This is a genomic window from Bradyrhizobium sp. (assembly GCF_049519115.1).
Lineage (GTDB): Bacteria > Pseudomonadota > Alphaproteobacteria > Rhizobiales > Xanthobacteraceae > Bradyrhizobium.
In genome coordinates this window covers 39149-59996 of sequence record NZ_JBEKRB010000002.1, presented here as the reverse complement: position 1 = coordinate 59996, position 20848 = coordinate 39149, and the positions used below count along the sequence as shown (strand labels likewise).

General features: G+C 61.3%; 18 protein-coding genes. 13 read left to right on the top strand and 5 right to left on the bottom strand.

Annotated elements, in window-relative coordinates; translation table 11 throughout:
- Positions 1-76: 76 nt before the first annotated feature.
- Positions 77-925 (top strand): alpha/beta hydrolase, encoded by an 849-nt coding sequence (locus ABSE61_RS02125; RefSeq protein WP_423869414.1) that lies wholly within the window; start codon positions 77-79, stop codon positions 923-925.
- A 79-nt stretch (positions 926-1004) separates the two neighbouring features.
- Here ABSE61_RS02125 and ABSE61_RS02120 read toward each other — a convergent pair whose 3' ends face one another.
- Positions 1005-1781, bottom strand: coding sequence for an SDR family oxidoreductase (locus ABSE61_RS02120; RefSeq protein ID WP_423869413.1), 777 nt, complete (start codon positions 1779-1781; stop codon positions 1005-1007).
- Between the two features lie 169 nt (positions 1782-1950).
- On the opposite strand from ABSE61_RS02120, the gene ABSE61_RS02115 reads away from it, so the two are divergent.
- On the top strand, positions 1951-3030 hold the full coding sequence (locus ABSE61_RS02115) for a tartrate dehydrogenase (protein ID WP_423869412.1): 1080 nt from the start codon (positions 1951-1953) through the stop codon (positions 3028-3030).
- 129 nt (positions 3031-3159) lie between these two features.
- On the opposite strand, the gene ABSE61_RS02110 is transcribed toward ABSE61_RS02115, so the two are convergent.
- The 3 genes from ABSE61_RS02110 to ABSE61_RS02100 form a co-directional block, all read right to left on the bottom strand.
- Entirely contained in the window at positions 3160-4074 is a 915-nt protein-coding gene (locus ABSE61_RS02110) for an NAD(P)-dependent oxidoreductase (protein WP_423869411.1), read from the bottom strand.
- A 198-nt stretch (positions 4075-4272) separates the two neighbouring features.
- Positions 4273-5523, bottom strand: a complete 1251-nt coding sequence (locus ABSE61_RS02105; protein WP_423869410.1) for a Zn-dependent hydrolase — start codon at positions 5521-5523, stop codon at positions 4273-4275.
- Between the two features lie 63 nt (positions 5524-5586).
- Entirely contained in the window at positions 5587-6525 is a 939-nt protein-coding gene (locus ABSE61_RS02100; protein WP_423869409.1) for a LysR family transcriptional regulator, read from the bottom strand.
- A gap of 279 nt (positions 6526-6804) precedes the next feature.
- On the opposite strand from ABSE61_RS02100, the gene ABSE61_RS02095 reads away from it, so the two are divergent.
- The 6 genes from ABSE61_RS02095 (at position 6805) to ABSE61_RS02070 (ending at position 12257) form a co-directional block, all read left to right on the top strand.
- Positions 6805-7623, top strand: a complete 819-nt coding sequence (locus tag ABSE61_RS02095; RefSeq protein ID WP_423869408.1) for a putative hydro-lyase — start codon at positions 6805-6807, stop codon at positions 7621-7623.
- A 78-nt stretch (positions 7624-7701) separates the two neighbouring features.
- Positions 7702-8946: an ABC transporter substrate-binding protein gene (locus ABSE61_RS02090; RefSeq protein WP_423869407.1), complete on the top strand. Its 1245-nt coding sequence runs from the start codon at positions 7702-7704 to the stop codon at positions 8944-8946.
- A 21-nt stretch (positions 8947-8967) separates the two neighbouring features.
- Positions 8968-9846: a branched-chain amino acid ABC transporter permease gene (locus tag ABSE61_RS02085; protein WP_423869406.1), complete on the top strand. Its 879-nt coding sequence runs from the start codon at positions 8968-8970 to the stop codon at positions 9844-9846.
- A complete protein-coding gene (locus ABSE61_RS02080) occupies positions 9846-10826 on the top strand; it encodes a branched-chain amino acid ABC transporter permease (protein ID WP_423869405.1) in 981 nt (326 codons plus the stop codon). Before ABSE61_RS02085 ends, ABSE61_RS02080 begins: the two co-directional genes overlap by 1 nt.
- Positions 10823-11569 carry an ABC transporter ATP-binding protein gene (locus tag ABSE61_RS02075; RefSeq protein WP_423869404.1) on the top strand — a complete coding sequence of 249 codons (747 nt, stop codon included), beginning with the start codon at positions 10823-10825 and terminating at the stop codon, positions 11567-11569. Before ABSE61_RS02080 ends, ABSE61_RS02075 begins: the two co-directional genes overlap by 4 nt.
- Entirely contained in the window at positions 11553-12257 is a 705-nt protein-coding gene (locus tag ABSE61_RS02070) for an ABC transporter ATP-binding protein (RefSeq protein ID WP_423869403.1), read from the top strand. The genes ABSE61_RS02075 and ABSE61_RS02070 overlap by 17 nt, the downstream gene beginning before the upstream one ends.
- A gap of 120 nt (positions 12258-12377) precedes the next feature.
- On the opposite strand, the gene otnC is transcribed toward ABSE61_RS02070, so the two are convergent.
- Positions 12378-13034, bottom strand: a complete 657-nt coding sequence (otnC, locus tag ABSE61_RS02065; RefSeq protein WP_423869402.1) for a 3-oxo-tetronate 4-phosphate decarboxylase — start codon at positions 13032-13034, stop codon at positions 12378-12380.
- 263 nt (positions 13035-13297) lie between these two features.
- Here otnC and ltnD point away from each other — a divergent pair, with 263 nt between their 5' ends.
- The 5 genes from ltnD to ABSE61_RS02040 all read left to right on the top strand — a co-directional run bounded on the left by ltnD (position 13298) and on the right by ABSE61_RS02040 (position 20826).
- Positions 13298-14212, top strand: coding sequence for an L-threonate dehydrogenase (gene ltnD / locus ABSE61_RS02060; RefSeq protein WP_490338363.1), 915 nt, complete (start codon positions 13298-13300; stop codon positions 14210-14212).
- Between the two features lie 24 nt (positions 14213-14236).
- Positions 14237-15019: a 2-oxo-tetronate isomerase gene (otnI, locus tag ABSE61_RS02055; protein WP_423869400.1), complete on the top strand. Its 783-nt coding sequence runs from the start codon at positions 14237-14239 to the stop codon at positions 15017-15019.
- The gene (gene otnK / locus ABSE61_RS02050; protein WP_423869399.1) at positions 15016-16293 is read left to right on the top strand and encodes a 3-oxo-tetronate kinase; all 1278 of its coding nucleotides are present in this window, start codon (positions 15016-15018) and stop codon (positions 16291-16293) included. The genes otnI and otnK overlap by 4 nt, the downstream gene beginning before the upstream one ends.
- 167 nt (positions 16294-16460) lie before the next feature.
- Positions 16461-19643, top strand: coding sequence for an efflux RND transporter permease subunit (locus tag ABSE61_RS02045; RefSeq protein ID WP_423869398.1), 3183 nt, complete (start codon positions 16461-16463; stop codon positions 19641-19643).
- The gene (locus ABSE61_RS02040) at positions 19630-20826 is read left to right on the top strand and encodes an efflux RND transporter periplasmic adaptor subunit (RefSeq protein WP_423869646.1); all 1197 of its coding nucleotides are present in this window, start codon (positions 19630-19632) and stop codon (positions 20824-20826) included. The genes ABSE61_RS02045 and ABSE61_RS02040 overlap by 14 nt, the downstream gene beginning before the upstream one ends.
- The last annotated feature ends 22 nt before the right edge of the window (positions 20827-20848 follow it).

The following is a 20848-nucleotide window of genomic DNA, read 5'->3' as shown; positions in this document are numbered from 1 at the left end:
ATGACAGATTGTCTAACCCTTTAAAACGTCTTACGACAAGGCTGAGACGTTAGCCAGATAGTCGGAGACCAAAGCCATGACCCCGCCATTCGACGCGCTTGATTGGCGCAGCTTGAGCCAGCAGGCGCTCGACAGCGGTCTCAACAACGGCGCGGCGGTCGCCGGCAGCGGGAACATGGTCGAAGGCTGGGAAAAGCTTTCGGCGGAAATGCGCACCGCGCATGGCGCGCATCTCGATCTTCAATACGGTCCCCGCGAGCGCAACCGTATCGACTTTCTTAAATCGCGGGAGCCGAATGCGCCGACGCTGCTCTTTATTCATGGCGGCTATTGGCAGATGCGTTCGAAGTCTGCCTTTACGCGCTTTGCGGCGGGTCCCATGGCGCACGGCATCAACGTCGCACTGATCGGCTATACGCTCGCGCCCGAGGCGACCCTCGAACAGATCGTGGCGGAGATTCATACGGGGATCGATTATCTCGCCGGTCGTTTGCCTGAACTTGGGGCTGATGCCAAACGGCTCGTGGCCTCCGGCTGGTCCGCCGGCGGGCATCTGACGGCGATGGCGATGATGAATCCTCACATCAAGGGCGGTGTGGCGATCAGCGGCATCTACGATCTCGAGCCAATCCGCCACTCCTATCTCAACGTCAAGCTCGGTCTCGACGAGGCGATGTCCCGGCGCAACTCGCCGATGCTGTTACCGACAGATGCGACAAAACCGATGGCTTTGACCGTCGGCGGCGCGGAGCTGCCGCTGTTGCGCAAACAGACCGCCGACTTCGCAGGCCATCGCGCCAGATCCGGCTCGCCGGTAATTTACGAGGAAATTCCCGGCACCAACCACTTCACCATCATGGATGAACTGGCGTCGCCGACCGGACGAATCACCGCGATGGTCCGGCAGGTGGTCGAGCGGGTTTAGGCAGCTATATCCCCGTCATGCCCGCGCTCGTCCCGGCCATGACAACGCTTCGGTTGCGGTGTTTGTAGCGGGAAACGCCTTAGCCCCAGCCCGCTGCGATGCCGCCGTCGACGGTGAAGATCACGCCCGAAGTATAGGCGGAGCGGTCGGAGGCCAGGAACGCCATCAGGTCACCGATTTCGCGCGGATGCGCGGGACGGCCGTGCGGCAAACCTTTTTGGAATTCCTTGTAACGGTTTTCGTCGCCGAACTGGTGCTTGGCGCGGGTCTTCAAAAGCGTGACATGGCGATCGGTTCCGACCGGACCCGGACTGATCCCGACGACGCGAATATTGTCGGCGAGGCTCTTGCCGCCGAGCGCGCGGGTGAACGACATGATCGCGGCGTTGCCGGTAGAGCCGCAAATATAGTTCGCATCGAATTTCTCGCCGGCCACCCCGATGTCGTTGACGATCACGCCACGCCCGCGCGCCTTCATCTGCGCATAGATCGCGCGCGTGATGTTGATATAGCCGAACACCTTCAGCTCCCAGGCATGACGCCAGGTCGCCTCATCGATTTTGTCGATCGAGCCGCCGGGAATGTCGCCGGCGTTGTTGACGAGAATGTCGATATCGGCCGCCTCTTTCACCAGCCGGGTAATGTCTTCCGGCTTGCGCAGGTCGGTCACAATAGTCGCGGCGTCGATCTGATGCGCTGAGCGCAGACGCTCTGCCAGCGCCTTGAGCTGATCGCCGCTGCGGGCGGCCAGCAGCAGATGAGCGCCTTCCTCGGCAAAGGCTTCGGCCGCGGCCGCGCCAATGCCCTTCGAGGCGCCGGTGATGAGGACGCGTTTGCCGCGCAGATGAAGGTCCATGGGATCGCTCGCTGGATTGGGGTGAAGGTGAGGGGTATTTCACTTAGGCTGCGGCCGGCGCAGCGGTCAACATTGCACTGCACCGTTGCGCGTGGGAAGACTTTGGTCCATTGCAATCCCAACACGAAATCGCTTTACCAAAGCGGCCCAAGCCCGAAGGGAATTCTCGATGAGCAAGGAAAAAAAGCAATACCGGATCGCGGTCATTCCCGGCGACGGGATCGGCAAGGAGGTCACGCCGGAGGGCTTGCGCGTCATCGAGACGGCGGCAAAGAAACACGGCGTGGCCGTGCATTTCGATCATTTCGATTTCGCTTCCTACGACTATTACGAAAAACACGGCCAGATGATGCCGGACGACTGGAAGGACCGGATCGGCAAGCATGACGCGATCTATTTCGGCGCGGTCGGCTGGCCGGCGAAAATTCCCGATCACATTTCCTTGTGGGGCTCGCTCATCAAATTCCGGAGAGAGTTCGATCAGTACGCCAATCTTCGCCCGGTGCGGTTGATGCCGGGCGTTCCGTCGCCGCTTGCGGGCCGCCAGCCCGGTGACATCGATTTCTGGGTAGTGCGGGAAAACACCGAAGGCGAATATTCATCCGTGGGCGGGCGGATGTTCCCGGATACCGAGCGCGAATTCGTTACCCAGCAGACGGTGATGACGCGGACCGGCGTCGATCGGATTCTGAAGTTTGCGTTTGAACTCGCAGCATCCCGGCCGAAAAAGCATCTGACCTCGGCGACGAAATCCAACGGCATCTCGATCACGATGCCCTATTGGGACGAGCGCGTGGAGGCGATGGCCACGAACTATCCCAAGGTGAAGTGGGACAAGTACCACATCGATATTTTGACCGCGAATTTCGTGCTGCATCCGGACTGGTTCGACGTCGTGGTCGGTTCGAACCTGTTCGGCGATATCCTGAGCGATCTCGGCCCGGCCTGTACGGGCACGATCGGCATTGCGCCTTCGGGCAATATCAATCCGGAAGGCAATTTTCCGTCGGTGTTCGAGCCGGTGCATGGTTCGGCGCCGGACATTGCGGGGCAGGGCATTGCCAATCCGATCGGCATGATCTGGTCCGGCGCGATGATGCTGGAGCATCTCGGCGAGAAACAGGCCGCCGACGCCATCGTCAGCGCGATCGAGCGCACGCTCGGCGAACGCACACTGCGCACCCGCGACCTCGGCGGCAATGCCGACACTACGGCTTGCGGCAAAGCGGTCGCGGAGATGGTGGAGTAGGGCGGCCTAGCTACTGCTCTACGTCATGGCCGGGCTTGACCAGCCATCCACGTCTTTCTTTTGCTCTGTCGCGAAGACGTGGATGCCGGCACGAGGCTGGGCATGACGGGTTAAATGTCCAGGTTGCGCTTAGCTCCCCTTCGCGATCCGCCGGCAATGCTCCCACGCCGTATGAATCAGGTTTTCGCTCGCTTCCGGCGTGCGAAACGCCGAATGCGCTGACAGCGTCACGTTCGGGATTTCGGTCAGCGGATGATTGGCAGGTAACGGCTCGGTGTTGAAGACATCGAGCCCGGCGTGGCGGATATGGCCCGATTTGAGCGCCTCGATCATCGCGGCCTCGTCGACCATGGCCGCGCGTGCGGTGTTGACGAGGATGACGCCCGGCTTCATCGCGTGGATGCGCTCGCGCGACAGAAAACCGCGGGTCTCGTCGTTGAGCAGAAGATGCAGCGAGACGACGTCGCTTTGCGCGAGCAGCACCTCGAGCGAAACGAATTCGACGCCGGCAAATTGCTTCGGTGAGCGGTTCCAGGCGATCACTTTCATGCCGCTGCCAACCGCGATGCGTGCGACTTCCGCCGCGATACCGCCGAAGCCGATCAGGCCGAGCGTCTTGCCGGTGAGCTGCATGCCGTCTTCGCGCAGCCAGTTTCCGGCACGCATCTCGCGGTCCATTTTCGCGATCCCGCGCGCCGCCGCCCACATCAGCGCGATCGCGCATTCAGCCACCGCCGTGTCGCCATAGCCTTTGATGAGGTGAACTTCGATACCGAGCTCGGCGAGTTGATCGGGGTTCATGTAGCTGCGCGCACCGGTGCCCAGAAACACCACATGCTTGAGGCCGGTGCAGCGCTTGGCGACATCGGTCGGCAATGATGTGTGATCAATCACTACGATCTCGGCGCCGCCGAGCAGAGCCGGCATGTCTTCCGACTTGATGTCTGCGTTGCGGTTGACATGCACGGCCGGGTCGCCGGCCTTGTTCTGCCGTTCGAAAATATTCGCCAGCGATCCGTTGGCATCGACAAAAACCCCGCGCACGGACATCTCCTTTTGTTTTAGAATTCGGCCGCACCTGGTGCGGTGAATTGAGGTTCCTATCAGTTTCGCGGCAATCTCGTCATAGGAACCTCAAATTCCAAACCGCACTAGAAACTAGTAATTTGCTAGTGCTCCTTTTGATTCCGAAGTTCGCATAAATGGTTGCCGCGGTAGTTTGCGAACTTCGGAATCGGAGCATTAGGACGCGACGCCGGCGAGCGCCAGCACGGTGTGCATCAGAACGTTGGCGCCGGCGGTGCAGTCGGCCTGCGTGGCGTCTTCGAGTTCGTTGTGACTGATGCCGTCCTTGCACGGCACGAAGACCATGGCGGCCGGAATCTTCGTATTGAGATTGCAGGCGTCGTGACCGGCGCCGGAAGTGATGCGACGATGGGAGAAACCGAGCTTCCTGGCGGCGTCTTCCACCGCATCGACCAGTTTGGGATCGAAATGGGTCGGCGGTTTATGCCAGATCAGGTCGAGCGCAACGTCGACCTTGCGCCGGGCCGCGATCTCCTTGACGGCGGCGCGCAAATCCGAGTTCAGCGCGTCCATGATCGCGGCATCCGCGCTGCGGCAGTCGACGGTGAAGGCGATCTCGCCGGGAATGACGTTGCGAGAGGGATTGGTAATCACGGCTTCGCCGATGGTGCCGACCGCCTTGGGGCCGTGTTTTATTGCAATCGCCTCCATCGCCAGCACGATCTCGGACAAGGTCGCGAGCGCATCGCGGCGGAGTTGCATCGGCGTCGAGCCGGCATGGCTCTCGAAACCGGTGATCTTGCCGTCGTACCACAACACGCCCTGGCCGGAATCGACCACGCCGATGGTTTTGCCTTCGGCCTCCAGGATCGGCCCCTGTTCGATGTGCAATTCGACAAAGCCGGAGAATTTCTGGAAGCCGACCGGCTTGTCGCCGCGATAGCCGATGCTGTCGAGCGCTTCGCCGACGCTCACGCCCTCGGCATCCTTGCGCGACAGGATATCGTCGGTGGTGAAATCGCCGACGTAAGCGGCGGACGCCATCATCGCCGGTGCAAAGCGCGAGCCTTCCTCATTGGTCCAGTTGGCGATGCAGATCGGAATTTCGGTCTCGATGCCGGCGTCGTTGAGCGTGCGGACGACTTCGAGCGCAGCGAGAGTGCCGAGCACGCCGTCGAACTTGCCGCCGGTTGGCTGCGTATCCAGATGCGAGCCGAGCCCGATCGGTAGCTTCGACATGTCGCGGCCCTTGCGTAAGCCAAACATCGAGCCGAGCGCATCGACATGCACCTCGAGGCCGGCGGCCTCGCAGGCCTTTCGAAACCAGTCGCGCACCTGCTTGTCCTCAGGCCCCAGGGTCAGTCGCCGCACGCCGCCCTTCGGCGTGGCGCCGAATTTCGCGGTTTCGTGAATCGTGTCCCAGAGCCGGGCGGAATCGATTTGCATGTTGGATGCGGCTGTCGTCATGAAGCTGTTCCGGTGATGATGGTGCGCGCCAGTGGTCCGTCTTAACGGCCACTTTTGCGAATGTTAGAATTGGACCACTGGACGGGGCGCGTCAACGTCAGGGGTCTCCATAATCGCGGCGCTGCCTTGCGCGATTTTGGCAGCGAGATCGACCACACGTTCGACTGCGAGCATGTCGGGCGACTCAAGCCAGCTCGCAGAAAATGTCAAAGGCGGGATTTTGAGGTCGGTCGACAGCAATTGAAGCCGTCCATCCGCCAATTCGTTTTCGACGATTGAGGCAGGAATCACGGCAATGCCCAGCCCTTCGACCGCCATATGGATCACGGTGGCGAGCGAGGCGCTGGCGTGCAATCGGATTGGCGACAGCCCGGGCCGATTGAACAGGGAACGAACGATCTCGTATGGTTGCGACCTGCGCGGGAAGGTGATGATCGGAAACTTTGCGAGATCCTGTACTTTAAGGGTTTTGTAGCCGAGGCCCAGCGAAGGGCTGGCGAGAATGCCGATCGGATAATCGCATAGGACGCGGTTACGTACACCGGATGCCGACAGCGGCCCAACCAGAAAGGCAAGGTCGATTTCCTGCGCGAGCAGGCGCGTGCTGAGATCGGGCGTGATGTCGACTTCGATTTCCAACGACAGATTCGGATGCGCGGTGTTGACGCTCTTGATCAACTGCGGAAGCCAAGTGTGCACGATGGTTTCGGCGACCCCAAGCCTCAGCACGCCGCGCATCGCCGAGCGGTCGCCGACTTCCGCTATCATTTCCGCGCGGAGGCTGATCAGTTTCTCGGCGTAGAGCATCATTTGCCGGCCGCTAGGGGTCGGCGAGACCACGCGATGGTCGCGGTTCAGCAACTTCACCCCCATCTCGCGTTCGAGCTGGGCGATCCGTTGCGAAATCGCCGGTTGGGTGGTGTTGAGGCGCTGGCCGGCCCCACGGAAGCTACCGAGCGTCACCACCCACAGGAACGTCTCGATCGACTTGAAGTCCACCATCTAGTGTTCCGATTCCGAAGTTCGCATCACTGCGCGGCCCCACGTTTGCGAACTTCGGAATCAAAGGAACACTAGTAACTTTATTACTGGGGTGTGGCTTTGGTTCAGAAAGTCCGCTTGACGAACTTGCGGCGGCAGAGGTGCAGACTTTTGAACCGCCACACCACCACCACCATCCAATCGATAAGCTTGGCTTATCCAAACCGATTAAAAAGTAAGATTAGACTTTATAGTACGCGTGGGTTTCACTGATGTCGAGATCGTAGGCAGGACGACATCATGACTATTTCTGCGGCAGTCCCGTCATTCCGAGAGGGTGAAGACGTGCTTCCAAGCCGTCAGGCGAGGCTCGTCTACCGCTCCGGCATGGCGGAGTCCACCGCCGGGGTCGCAGGCGGTTTTGTTCAGGGCAATCTCGCGATCCTGCCGGAGAAGCTCGCGGCATCGTTTCACCGTTTCTGCCAGCTCAACCCCAAACCGTGCCCGATCATCGGCATGTCCGACGTCGGCGATCCCCGAATTCCGTCGCTCGGCTTCGACCTCGATATCCGAACCGATGTGCCGCGCTACCGCGTCTGGCGCGACGGCGAGGTGGTGGAAGAACCGACCGACATCATGTCGCATTGGCGCGACGATCTCGTCGCCTTCGTGCTTGGCTGCTCGTTTTCGTTCGAGGAAGCGCTGATCGCCGAAGGGCTGCCGATCCGCCATATCGAGCGCAAGGTTCGTGTGCCGATGTACCGGACCAATATTGCCTGTAAGCCTTCCGGGCCGTTTTCGGGCCCTATGGTCGTTTCGATGCGCCCTTTCAGACCAGCCCAGGCGATCCGCGCCGTGCAGATCACCTCGCGCTTTCCTTCGGTGCACGGCGCGCCGGTCCATCTCAGCCATCCGCATTCGATCGGCATCGCCGATATCGCCAGGCCCGACTACGGCAATGCGGTCCCGGTTGCCCCCGACGAAATTCCGGTGTTCTGGGCGTGCGGCGTCACACCGCAGGCGGTCATCGCCGCGGCGAAGGTGCCATTTGCTATCACGCATGCGCCGGGCCTGATGCTGGTGACGGACCTGCACAACAAGGATCTTGCCGTGCTGTAATGGGCGGCAGTTTGTGCTGTTCTTTCGGGCTTTACGCTCACCTGTTTCATCGATAGCCGCCGTACAGAGGATTCTCCAATGACCATCTCCCGCCGAAATGTTCTGCTAGGGGCCACCGCGAGTGCGGCGCTGTTGCCGGTAGCAACCCGTGCGCAGACCTCCGAAGTCGTGATCGGTGTGATCTATCCGCTGTCAGGCGCGAGCGCCCAGATCGGCGTCGATGCGCAGAAAGCTTTCGAGACCGCGGCCGAGCTCATCAACAAGAACTTCGACTTCGATCTGCCGCTGGCGCGCGGCGAGGGCCTGCCCGGTCTTGGCGGCGCCAAGGTGCGTCTTGTTTTCGCCGATCACCAGGCCGATCCGCAGAAAGGCCGGGCCGAGGCCGAACGCCTGATCACCCAGGAGAAGGTCTGCGCCATTATCGGCAGCTATCAAAGCGCGGTCGCCGTCACCATCAGCCAGACCTGCGAGCGCTATCAGACCCCGTTCATGTCGGCCGATAATTCTTCGCCGAGCCTGCACCGCCGTGGCCTGAAATTCTATTTCCGCGCATCGCCGCATGATGAGATGTATTCCAAGGCCATGTTCGACTTCTTCGACGCCATGAAGAAGAAGGGCACCAAGATCGAAACCCTGTCGCTGTTCCACGAAGACACGATCTTCGGCACTGACTCCGGCAACGCCCAGTCGAAGTTGGCCGCCGAGCGCAATTACAAGATCGTGTCCGACGTCAAATACCGGGCGAACTCGCCCTCGCTTTCGGCCGAGGTGCAGCAACTCAAGGCCGCCAATGCCGACGTGCTGATGCCCTCGAGCTACACCACCGACGGTATTCTCCTGGTCAAGACCATGGGCGAGCTCGGCTACAAGCCGCCGGCGATCGTTGCGCAGGACGCCGGCTTCTCCGAAAAGGCGCTGTATGACGCGGTCGGCGACAAACTCGAAGGCGTGATCTCGCGCGGTACCTTCTCGCTCGACCTGGCGCAGAAGCGGCCGATGGTTGGCAAGATCAACGACATGTTCAAGGAAAAGTCGGGCAAGGATTTCAACGACTATTCGTCGCGGCAGTTCATGGCGCTGATCCTGATGGCCGATGCCATCAACCGCGCCAAATCCACTGACGGCGAGAAGATCCGCGACGCGCTGGCGGCAACCGACATTCCGGGCGAACAGACCATCATGCCGTGGAAGCGCGTGAAGTACGACGAGACTGGCCAGAACAACGACGCCGATCCGGTGTTGCTGCAATATACCGGCGGCAAGTTCGTCACCATCTTCCCGCCGCAGGCGGCCGTCGCTGAAGCCACATGGCCGATGAAGTAATAGGGAACGGGGGCAGGGGGCGTGACCGCTGAGACCATCATTCAAAGTCTCGCCAGCGGCCTTTTGATGGGGCTGCTCTACGGCTTGATCGCCGTGGGGCTTGCGCTGATCTTCGGGCTGATGGACGTCGTCAATTTCGCCCATGGCGAATTTCTGATGATCGCGATGTATGCGACGTTCTTTCTGTTCGCGTTCTTCGCGATCGATCCCTTGCTGGCCGCGCCGCTGGTGGCGGCGGCGCTGTTCGTATTCGGGGCCGCGGTTTATCTTTTGATCGTGCGGTTTGCCGTCCGCGCCAAGGCCAATGCCGGCATGGTGCAGATCTTTTCGACCTTCGGGCTTGCGATCGTCATGCGCGGGCTCGCGCAATATTTCTTCACGCCGGACTATCGCAGCATCACGCACTCCTGGCTCGGCGGCAAAACCATCTCGATCGGGGGCATCTTTCTGCCGGTGCCGCAGCTGTTCGGCGCACTGGTGGCCATTGCTGCTTTCGTCGCGCTCTATTTCTTCATCAATCGCACGGACTTCGGGCGGGCGCTTGAGGCGACGCGCGAAGATGCCGGCGCGGTGGCGCTGGTTGGCATCGACAAGAACAAGGTGTTTGCGCTCGGTTGGGGCCTCGGCGCCGCGCTGGTCGGGCTCGCCGGCGCGATCATGGCGATCTTCTTCTATATCTACCCGGATGTCGGCGCGTCCTTTGCGCTGATCGCTTACGTCACCGTGGCGCTGGGCGGTTTCGGCAGCGTGTTCGGCGCCTTTGCCGGCGGTCTGGTTGTCGGCCTGGTCGAGGCCACCACCGCCCTGATCCTGCCGCCGTCGCTGAAATCGGTCGGGATTTACGCGGTCTATCTGCTCGTGGTCTTCGTCCGGCCGCGCGGCCTGTTCGGGTCGATGTGATGGATACGGCCTTCGCCCAGCGCCGCCGTCGCGATCTCATCATTGCCGCGATCTTTGCCGCGATCGCGGCGATCGTTCCGCTGTTCGTCAAGGACGTCTACGTCCAGAACATCATGGTGCTGACCCTGATGTACGCGGCCTTGTCGCAAAGCTGGAACATCCTCTCCGGCTATTGCGGGCAGATCTCGCTGGGGCATGCGCTCTATTTCGGGTTAGGGGCCTATACCACCGCGCTTCTCTTCACCAAGTTCGGCGTGCTGCCGTGGTTCGGCATGCTCGGCGGCGGCCTGATCTCGGCGGTGATCGCGATGGCGCTCGGCTATCCCTGCTTCCGTTTGCGGGGGCATTATTTCGTCATCGCCACCATCGTGATTGCCGAGACCGCGCTTTTGTTGTTTCAGAACTGGGATTGGGCCGGCGCTGCGCTTGGCATCGACATTCCCGTGCGCGGCGACAGCTGGCTCAAGTTCCAGTTCGTCCGCAGCAAGCTGCCTTACTTCTATTTTGCGCTCGCGCTTGCCTGCGTCGCCTGGCTCGTGACCTGGTGGCTGGAGGATTCCAAGTGGGGCTACTGGTGGCGCGCGGTAAAGGATAATCCGGATGCCGCCGAAAGCCTGGGCGTGGTGGTGTTCAACTCCAAGATGGGTGCGGCCGCGGTCTCGGCCTTTCTCACCGCGATCGGCGGCAGCTTTTACGCGCAATTCGTCTCTTATATCGACCCCGAAAGCGTCATGGGGTTTCAGTTCTCGCTGTTGATGGCGTTGCCTGCGGTGTTGGGCGGCATCGGCACCCTGTGGGGACCGGTGCTGGGCGCCGTCATCCTCATTCCGCTTACCGAGTTGACGCGCTCCTTCATCGGCGGCTCCGGCCGCGGCGTTGATCTGATCGTCTACGGCACGCTGATCGTTTTGATCTCGCTGGCGCGGCCCGAAGGCCTGGTCGGATTGTTTTCACCGCGGCGCAGGGAAGCGCCCCGATGACCGCGTTGCTCGAAACCCCGCTCCTTGAAACCCGAGGCATCTGGCAGCGCTTCGGTGGCCTTGTCGCCAACAGCGACGTTTCGATCTCGGTCGGGCGCGGCGAGATTGTCGGGCTGATCGGCCCCAACGGCGCCGGCAAGTCGACCTTGTTCAATCTGATCGCCGGGGTGTACACGCCCTCACAAGGCTCGATCATCCTCAATGGCGAGGATGTAACCGGCCTGTCGGCCGCCGAACGCTGCGAACGCGGGGTCGGACGCACCTTTCAGGTGGTGAAGAGCTTCGAGACCATGACGGTGATCGACAACGTCATCGTCGGCGCGCTGATCCGCACCACCGTGATGCGCGAGGCTCGCCGCAAGGCCCATGAGGTCTTGGAATTCTGCGGGCTGGCGGCGCGGGCGGATACGCTGGCGAGCCAGCTCATTCCATCGGAAAAGCGCCGCCTCGAAGTCGCGCGCGCGCTCGCTACCGAACCGAAACTGCTGCTGCTCGACGAAGTCCTCACCGGGCTGACGCCGATCGAGGCCCAGACCGGCGTCGAGCTGGTTCGAAAGGTGCGCGCCACCGGCGTCACGGTACTGATGGTCGAGCATGTCATGGAAATTGTGATGCCGCTGGTCGATCGCGCCATCGTGCTCGATCTCGGCAAGGTCCTGGTCGAGGGCAAGCCCACCGACGTCGTTCGCGATCCGAAAGTGATTAGCGCCTATCTTGGGGATCGTCATGCTGTCAGTGCATGAAGTCACCACCGCCTATCAGGGGCTGGTCGCGATCTCGCAGGTTTCGATCGAGGTCGAGAAGGGCGAAGTCGTCTGTGTTGCCGGCGCCAATGGCGCCGGGAAATCGACGCTACTGAAAACAATTGCGGGCGCCGAGCGGCCGCGTTCCGGCAGTGTCACCTTCGACGGCGACCGCATCGACGGCATGGCGCAGCACATGATCACCGCGCGCGGCATCGCCTATGTGCCGGAAAATCGCCGGCTGTTTCCGCGGCTCTCGGTGCGCGACAATTTGCGGCTTGGCAGCTATCTCTATCGCGGCAAGTCGGATCGTGAACAACCGCTCGAATTGGTGTTCAAGCTGTTTCCGCGGCTTTCCGAGCGGCTCGATCAGCGCGCCGAGACTCTTTCCGGCGGCGAGCAGCAGATGCTCGCGATCGGCCGGGCGCTAATGACCCGGCCACGGCTTCTGATGCTGGATGAGCCCTCGCAGGGCATCATGCCGAAACTCGTCGATGAAATCTTTCAGGCCGTGAGGCGCATCCGCGATACCGGGGTGACCGTCCTGATCGTCGAGCAGCGCATCGCCGAATGTCTCGACATCGCCGACCGCGCCTACATCCTGCAAACCGGCCGCTTGCAGATGCAGGGCACCGCCGACGAGATCAAGAGCAATCCGGACGTGCGCAAGGCGTATCTGGGACTGTAAGTCGCGGATTCTTATTTCTCTGTCATGCCCGGCCTTGTGCCGGGCATCCACGTCTTACTTTTTCTTTTCTGCGCGACAAAGACGTGGATGGCCGGGTCAAGCCCGGCCATGACGAAGTCGTTAGTCGTCGTGCTCCGGCAATGTCACGCCGAACACTTTCGTCAAATCCGCCACCTGCGCCGGCGTGAGGTAACGCGGGTTCAAACCCCGCAACAGCAAATAGAGCTTTGCGGTTTCTTCCAGTTCCTCGACCGCAAACACCGCGGCTTCCAGTGTATCGCCCGAGACCACCGGGCCGTGATTGGCGAGCAGCACGGAAGAATATTTTCCGGCGAGGCCCTTGATGGCTTCCGCCACGGCCGGGTCGCCGGGCCGGTAATAGGGCACGAGTGCGGTCGCACCGCATTTCATCAGGTAATAGGCCGTCATCGGCGGCAGCGCCGCGCGCGGATCGATTTCGGGCAACATCGACAGTGCGACGGAATGGGTGGAATGCAGATGCACGACCGCGCGTGCCGGTGCGCGGGTCTCGTACAGCGCGCTGTGCAGCGGCACTTCCTTGGTCGGAGCGTCGCCGGATAGAAGCCGGCCGGCCGCATCGAGCCGCGACAGCCGTGCCGGGTCGAGGAAACCGAGCGAGGCGTTGGTCGGTGTCACCAGCCAGCCGCCGTCGTCGAGCTTGGCTGAAATATTGCCTGAGGAACCCGGCGTCAGGCCGCGCTCGAACAGCGAGCGGCCGAGGCGGCAGATTTCCTCGCGGATTTTTGTTTCGCTCATGGCGGTATCCTACCAGTGTCCCCGCTCTAACATTCGCACCCCGCCGCGGCGAACTTCTTTCGCGAATGTTAGAGCGAAAGGGACACTGGCAAATATAGGTTCCTAGTACGGTTTTAGATTTGACATTCGCTATGACGGCGGCGGGAGATACTGTAGCGAATGTCAAATCTACCGTACCAGTCGCCTTGTCTCACGCTTTGGCAGCGCGGCCAAGCCGTGATAGGCAGGGACAAATTTCAAGAAGCGTCATAAGGAAACGTCGCATGTCTTCATCCGCCAAACCGCATGTCGCCGTGATCGGGCTCGGCTCGATGGGCTACGGCATGGCCAGCGCGCTCAAGCGCGCCGGATTTGAGGTCACCGGCTGCGACGTGGCGGCAGAGACGGTTCAACGGTTCGTGTCCGAAGGCGGGAAGGGCGCCACGACTCCGGCTGAGGCTGCCGAAGAAGCCGATATTGTCGTCAGCGTCGTCGTCAACGCCGCCCAGACCGAAACCATCCTGTTCGGCAAGGACGGCGTCGCCGAGACACTTGCCAAGGACGCCGTGTTTGTTTCGTCCGCGACCATGGATCCCGAGATCGCAAGACGGCTTGCCAAACAACTGGAAGCAACCGGGCGGCATTATCTCGACGCACCGATTTCCGGCGGCGCGCAGCGCGCGGCGCAGGGCGAACTGACGATCCTCGCCTCGGGCAGTGCGGCCGCTTTCGCCAAGGCGCGACCGGCGCTCGATGCGATGGCAGCCAAACTCTATGAACTCGGCGATGCCGCCGGCCAGGGCGCGGCTTTTAAGATGATCAACCAGTTGCTCGCCGGCGTTCATATCGCGGCCGCATCCGAAGCGATCGCCTTTGCCGCCAAGCAGGGCCTCGATATCCGTAAAGTCTATGAGGTGATCACGGCTTCCGCCGGCAATTCCTGGATGTTCGAAAACCGCATTCCCCACGTCCTCGACGGCGACTATACCCCGCGCAGCGCGGTCGAGATTTTTGTCAAGGATTTGGGCATCATCCAGGACATGGCGCGATCGGCGAAATTTCCGGTGCCGGTCTCAGCCGCGGCCCTGCAAATGTTCCTGATGACGGCGGCTTCCGGCATGGGCCGCGACGACGATGCCTCGGTGGCGCGAATGTATGCGCGCGTGACCGGCACGCATTTGCCCGGCGAGCCGAAGTAACATCCCATAACAAGAGGACATCGGATGCCCCGTTTTGCCGCCAATCTCACTTTGATGTTCAACGAGGTGCCGTTCCTCGACCGCTTCGAAGCGGCGGCGAAAGCTGGCTTCACCGCGGTCGAGTTCCTGTTTCCCTACGCATACCCGGTCGAAGAGATCGGCAAGCGGCTGCATGGTAACGGCCTGACGCAGGCGCTGTTCAATCTGCCGCCCGGCGATTGGGACGCGGGTGAAAAGGGGTTTGCGGCGCTGCCCGAGCGTTTTTCCGATTTGCAGGAAAGTCTGCGTACCGCTTTGCCTTATGCGCAGGCGACCGGCGTCAAGCGCCTGCATTTGATGTCGGGGCTGGCCGATCGTCACGATCGGCGCGCGGTGGATGCGTTTCGTAAATCGGTGACATGGGCGACGGAGTTCGTCGCGCCTCACGGCATCGACATCGTGCTCGAGCCGCTCAATGCGCGCAACACGCCGAATTATTTTCTGAACGACTTCGGCTTTGCGCGCGATCAAATCCAGGAATTGAACATTCCGAACCTGAAACTGCAATTCGACATCTACCACTGCCAGATCCTGCACGGCGACGTCACCATGCGGCTGCGCGAAATGATGCCCATCATTGGCCATATCCAGATTGCGAGCGTTCCCTCGCGCCACGAGCCCGATGAGGAAGAGCTGAACTATCCGTTCCTGTTCGCTGAACTCGATCGTCTTGGCTACGGCGGCTTCGTCGGCTGCGAATATAATCCGCGCGGCAAGACCACCGATGGGCTCGCCTGGTTCAAACCCTATGCGGGAGCGAAGTCGTGAAACTGGCGCTGGGCTGCATCGCCGACGATTACACCGGCGCCTCCGATCTCGCCAACACGCTGACGCGCGCCGGCCTGCGCACGGTGCAGACGATCGGCGTTCCCGCAGACGGACTCGACCTGCCTGACGTCGACGCCGTCGTCGTATCGCTGAAGAGCCGTTCGATCGAAGCACGCCTTGCGGTGTCGCGGTCGCGCGCGGCCGACAAATGGCTGCGCGGCCGCGGCGCGGACCATGTGTTGTTCAAGATCTGCTCGACCTTCGATTCCACCGACGCCGGCAATATCGGTCCGGTGATGGATGCGTTACGGGCCGATTCCGGCGATGCCATCGTTTTGGTGACGCCAGCTTTTCCCGAGACCGGCCGCACCGTCTATCAGGGCAATCTGTTCGTCGGCTCCGTGCCACTGAATGAGAGTCCGCTCAAGGATCATCCGCTCAACCCGATGCACGATTCAAACCTCGTGCGGGTGCTGGCGCGCCAGAGCCAAACCGAAGTCGGTCTTGTCGGTCTTGCCACGGTCGTTCGCGGACCGGAGGCGGTGCGGGCGCGCCTGACCGATCTGTCGGACAAGGGCGTTGGCGCGGCCATCATCGATGCGGTGTTCGATCGCGATCTGGAGACGATCGGTGACGTTGCGCTCGATCAACGGTTGTCGGTTGGCGCTTCCGGCATTGGGCTCGGCCTGGCGCGGGCCCTCGTGGCAGCCGGAAAAGCCAAAGCGGGCATCTCCGGCGCCGTATCCGAAGCGGCGATCGGCGGACCGGCGGCCTGCCTCGCCGGCAGTTGTTCGCAGGCTACGTTGCAGCAGATTGCCAATGCCGAATCCGAGATGGCGGTGCTTCACCTCGATCCCCAGCAGATTGTTGCTGGCAACGGCGAGGTTCGGCGCGCGCTCGCCTGGGCCGCGCAAAGAATCACGGAAGGGCCCATCCTGATCGCCTCCAGCTCAACGCCGGAGGAAGTCGTAGCTCTGCAATCCCGTCATGGCCGCGATGCAGCCGGGCATGCCATCGAGCAGGCGATGGCCGATATCGCGGAAGGTCTGGTGCAATCGGGTGTGCGCCGTCTAGTGATCGCCGGTGGTGAAACTTCAGGCGCGGTGGTGGATCGTTTAGGCATCCCTGGTTTCCTTGTCGGCGCGGAAATAGCGGCCGGCGTGCCTGTACTGCGCGCCGTCGGCGCAAAGGAAGGCGAGATGATTCTTGCCCTCAAATCAGGCAACTTCGGCGGTCCTGATTTCTTTTCCGACGCACTTGATCTGATGCGTTAACGGAAAACTGGCATTCTGCTGCCGGCATGTTTTGCAGGAAATCTTAACGTTCTCGCGGAAGTGAAGGGATTTGACAGGTCTGACGTTAGCCATTTTGCGGTATTTCAGGTAAATGCCGCACTGCATCATGCTCATCGTGTAACGCCCGACCCAGGAATGCCTGTGCCATGACTGAACTGGTCCGTATTGCCCTCAACCGGCCATACACGTTCGTCGTGCTGGCGCTGCTGCTCCTGATCATCGGGCCGCTGTCGGCCATGCGGACGCCGGTCGATATTTTCCCGGATATCCGGATCCCGGTCATCGGCGTGATCTGGCAGTACACCGGCCTGCCGCCGGATCAGATGTCCGGCCGCATCGTCACGCCCTACCAGCGCATTCTGACGACGACCGTCAACGATATCGAGCATATCACCGCGAATTCCTACAACGGCGTCGGCATCGTCAAGATCTTCTTCCAGCCGAACGCGGATATCCGCACCGCCAATGCGCAGGTCACCGCCGTCTCGCAGACCGTTCTCAAGCAGATGCCGCCGGGCGCGACGCCGCCGCTGATCCTCAACTACAGCGCCTCGACGGTTCCGATCATCCAGCTTGCATTGTCGGGCGAAGGACTCACCGAACAGATTCTCGGCGACATCGCCCTTAATCAGTTGCGCACCCCGTTGGTCACCGTGCCCGGCGCCGCGATCCCGTATCCTTATGGCGGCAAGACGCGTCAGATCCAGATCGACGTCGATCCACAGAAGCTGCAATCGCTGGGACTGTCCGGACAGGACGTCGCCAATGCGCTGGCCGCGCAAAACCTGATTCAGCCGGCGGGTACGTCGAAGATCGGCAGCTTCGAATACGTCATTCAGGTCAATAACTCGCCACTGAAGTCGGGCGAACTCGGCGACTTGCCCATCAAGGTCGTCAACGGCGCGACCGTTTATGTGCGCGATGTCGCATCCGTGCGCGACGGCAATCCGCCGCAAACCAATGTCGTGCACGTCAACGGCAACCGCTCTGTGCTGATGATGGTGCTGAAGTCGGGCTATACCTCGACGCTCGACATCATCGCCGGCGTCAAGGCGAAGATCGCGGCCTACAAGGATTCACTGCCGGATTCCCTGAAGGTCGGATTCGTCGGCGACCAGGGTGTGTTCGTGGCGGCCTCGATTGAGGGCGTCGTGCGTGAAGGCGTCATTGCGGCGGTGCTGACCAGCGTCATGATCCTGCTGTTCCTGGGAAGCTGGCGTTCGACGATCATCATCGCGACGTCGATTCCGCTGGCGGTGTTCGGCTCGATCATCATGCTGGCCGCCTTCGGCGAGACGCTGAACATCATGACGCTGGGCGGTCTGGCGCTCGCGGTCGGTATTCTCGTCGACGAAGCAACGGTGACGATCGAGAACATCAACTGGCATCTGGAGCAGGGCAAGGAAGTCCGCCCGGCCATTCTCGACGGCGCGCAGCAGATCGTGGTGCCGGCCTTCGTGTCGTTACTCTGCATCTGCATCGTGTTCATTCCGATGTTCTTCCTTCAGGGCATTCCCCGCTTCCTGTTCGTGCCGATGGCCGAAGCGGTGATCTTCGCGATGATCTGGTCGTTCATCCTGTCGCGTACGCTGGTACCGACCATGGCGATGTATCTGTTGAAACCGCATCAGCACGAGCATGGCGCGACGTTGCCGCCCACACGTAATCCGCTGGTCTGGTTCCAGCGCGGCTTCGAACACCGGTTCGAGCAGTTTCGTAACGGACATCGCGACCTGCTGATGCTCGCGCTGCGCCACCGGCCGACCTTTGTGATCGGCTTCCTTGCCTTTGTCGGCGCTTCGTTCGTGATGGTGCCCTATCTCGGGCAGAACTTCTTCCCCTCGGTTGATGCCGGCCAGATCCTGATGCATGCGCGCGTGCAGGTCGGCACGCGGCTTGAGGAAAGCGCCAATCAGTTTGCCGACATTCAAAAGGCGATCCGCAAGATCATCCCGCCCGATCAGATTGAGACCATGACCGACAACATCGGTCTGCCGAACTCGGGCATCAACCTGACGTATAACAATACCGGCGTGATGGGTCCGCAGGACGGTGATATTCAGATCAAGCTGAAGGAGGATCATCCTCCGACCGCAAATTATGTAAAGGCGATGCGCGAACAGCTTCCGCGCCTTTTCCCTGGAACAAGTTTTGCTTTTCTCCCTGCCGATATTGTCAACCAGATCCTGAACTTCGGCTCACCCGCGCCGATCGATCTGCAGGTCCGGGGCAACAACTTGAAGGCCAATATTGCCTACGCCACGCAGTTGCTGAAGCGCATTCGCCAGATTCCCGGCGCTGCTGACGTGCGCATCCAGCAATCGGTGAGCGAGCCGACCTTCAACATCGACGTGGACCGGACGCGCGCCCAATATGTCGGCCTGACCGAGCGCGACGTCGTCAACAGCCTCACCGTCAACCTCTCCGGCAGCGGGCAGGTCGCGCCAACCTACTACCTCAATCCCGATAACGGTGTGTCCTATTCTGTCGTGATGCAGACGCCGCAATATCAGCTCGATTCGTTGAGCGCGCTGGAAACGTTGCCGATCACGGCGACCGGGCGCGCCAACACGCCGATTCTCGGCGGCGTTGCCAATCTGACGCGGACGACGTCGAGTGCGATTGTGTCGCAATATGACATTCAGCCCACGCTCCAGATCTTTGCGGCGACGCAGGGACGCGACCTTGGAGGTCTTGCGACCGACGTCAAGAAGATCGTCGCGGATACTGCCAAGGATGTGCCGAAGGGCTCGACCGTCGTGCTGTCGGGCCAGATTCAGACCATGAACAGCTCGTTTTCCGGTCTGCTCTTCGGTCTGCTCGGAGCGATCGTTCTGGTTTATTTCCTGATCGTCGTGAACTTCCAGTCGTGGTCGGATCCATTTGTGATCATCACCGCACTGCCGGCGGCGCTGGCCGGTATCGTCTGGATGCTATTCCTGACCCATACGACCATATCCGTCCCGGCATTGACCGGCGCTATCATGTGCATGGGCGTGGCCACCGCCAACAGCGTGCTCGTGATCAGCTTTGCCCGCGAGCGCTATGAGGAACTGGGTGACCCGGTCGCCGCCGCCATCGAAGCAGGCTTTGTGCGTATCCGCCCGGTCCTCATGACGGCGCTCGCGATGGTCATCGGCATGCTGCCGATGTCGCTCGGTCTGGGTGAGGGCGGCGAGGCCAACGCGCCGCTGGGCCGCGCCGTGATCGGCGGTCTGATGTTCTCAACCGTCGCGACATTGATGTTTGTTCCCGTCGTTTTTAGTATGCTGCACAAGAAGCAGGACGCCAAAGCCGCCGTCCTATCGGAGAGAGATAATGTCCACTGAACCTAAGCCGGCTGGTTCCCGCCGGAAACTGGGCATCGTAGGCGTCGTCGCAGTCGCCGGTGCGCTGACCCTGGTCGTAACCGGTATCCGGGCGCGGGAAGACGCCGACGTCAAGCTGAAGGAATGGACGGAGGACCAGTCGGTGCCGTCGGTTGCGGTGATTTACGCAAATCCCGGCGCGCTGACCTCAACGATCGACCTGCCGGGTCGGCTGGAAGCCTATTACCGGGCGCCGATTTTCGCCCGCGTCAACGGTTATGTGAAGAGCTGGAGCGCTGACATTGGCGCCCGCGTCAAGGCCGGTGACGTGATCGCCGAAATCGAAGCGCCGGATCTCGATCAGCAATTGCTGCAAGCCCGCGCTGATCTCACCAACCAGCAGGCGAGCGCCAAGCTTTCCGAAGTCACGCTGGCCCGCCGCAAGACCTTGATCGCGTCGAACTTCGTTTCGATGCAGGAGATCGACGAACGTACCGCGGATCTCTCCAACAAGAACGCGGCCGTGAATTCCAGTCAGGCCAATGTTGAACGGCTCGAAGCGCTCGCCGGTTACAAGAAGATTACGGTTCCGTTCGATGGCATCGTGACGGCGCGCAACACCGACGTCGGGGCGCTGATCAACGCCGGCGGCACCAGCAGTCCGCCGATGTTCATCATCTCCGACATCAAGAAACTGCGTGTCTATGTCAACGTCCCGCAGAATTACGTGCCGTCGCTGAAGATCGGGGCCAAGGGGACGATTTCGGTGCCGGAATATCCGACGCGGGCATTTGAAGCGACCATCGAGGCCTCGGCCCAGGCTGTCGATGTCAACTCGGGCACCACGCAGATGCAACTCGGCCTCGACAACTCCTCGGGCGCGCTGATGCCGGGCGGCTTTGCCAACGTGAAGCTGGTCCTGCAAAGCGAGGATGCACCGCTGCACATCCCCTCCAGCGCACTCGTTTTTGATCAGAAGGGGCTCCGCGTCGCGACGGTGACGTCCGACAACAAGATTCTGTTCAAGCCGGTGACGATTGCGCGCGATCTCGGGCGCGAGATCGAGCTTGCCGGTGGCATTACGCTTGATGACCGCGTCATCAGCACTCCGCCGGATGGCGTCGTCGATGGCGATCCGGTTCGTGTCGTGAGCACCAAGGGCCGTCCGGCGACCGCGACGGCCACACAGGGCGGCAAGGGCTAAGATCCAGGGATCAGAGGTTCTG

Coding starts and splice junctions, on each gene's coding strand:
- ABSE61_RS02075 (WP_423869404.1), top strand. CDS start 10,823: ATGACCGCGTTGCTCGAAACCCCGCTCCTTGAAACCCGAGGCATCTGG.
- ABSE61_RS02070 (WP_423869403.1), top strand. CDS start 11,553: ATGCTGTCAGTGCATGAAGTCACCACCGCCTATCAGGGGCTGGTCGCG.
- ABSE61_RS02045 (WP_423869398.1), top strand. CDS start 16,461: ATGACTGAACTGGTCCGTATTGCCCTCAACCGGCCATACACGTTCGTC.
- ABSE61_RS02115 (WP_423869412.1), top strand. CDS start 1,951: ATGAGCAAGGAAAAAAAGCAATACCGGATCGCGGTCATTCCCGGCGAC.
- ABSE61_RS02105 (WP_423869410.1), bottom strand. CDS start 5,523: ATGACGACAGCCGCATCCAACATGCAAATCGATTCCGCCCGGCTCTGG.
- ABSE61_RS02080 (WP_423869405.1), top strand. CDS start 9,846: ATGGATACGGCCTTCGCCCAGCGCCGCCGTCGCGATCTCATCATTGCC.
- ABSE61_RS02095 (WP_423869408.1), top strand. CDS start 6,805: ATGACTATTTCTGCGGCAGTCCCGTCATTCCGAGAGGGTGAAGACGTG.
- ABSE61_RS02100 (WP_423869409.1), bottom strand. CDS start 6,525: ATGGTGGACTTCAAGTCGATCGAGACGTTCCTGTGGGTGGTGACGCTC.
- otnI (WP_423869400.1), top strand. CDS start 14,237: ATGCCCCGTTTTGCCGCCAATCTCACTTTGATGTTCAACGAGGTGCCG.
- otnC (WP_423869402.1), bottom strand. CDS start 13,034: ATGAGCGAAACAAAAATCCGCGAGGAAATCTGCCGCCTCGGCCGCTCG.
- ABSE61_RS02090 (WP_423869407.1), top strand. CDS start 7,702: ATGACCATCTCCCGCCGAAATGTTCTGCTAGGGGCCACCGCGAGTGCG.
- ABSE61_RS02125 (WP_423869414.1), top strand. CDS start 77: ATGACCCCGCCATTCGACGCGCTTGATTGGCGCAGCTTGAGCCAGCAG.
- ABSE61_RS02120 (WP_423869413.1), bottom strand. CDS start 1,781: ATGGACCTTCATCTGCGCGGCAAACGCGTCCTCATCACCGGCGCCTCG.
- ltnD (WP_490338363.1), top strand. CDS start 13,298: ATGTCTTCATCCGCCAAACCGCATGTCGCCGTGATCGGGCTCGGCTCG.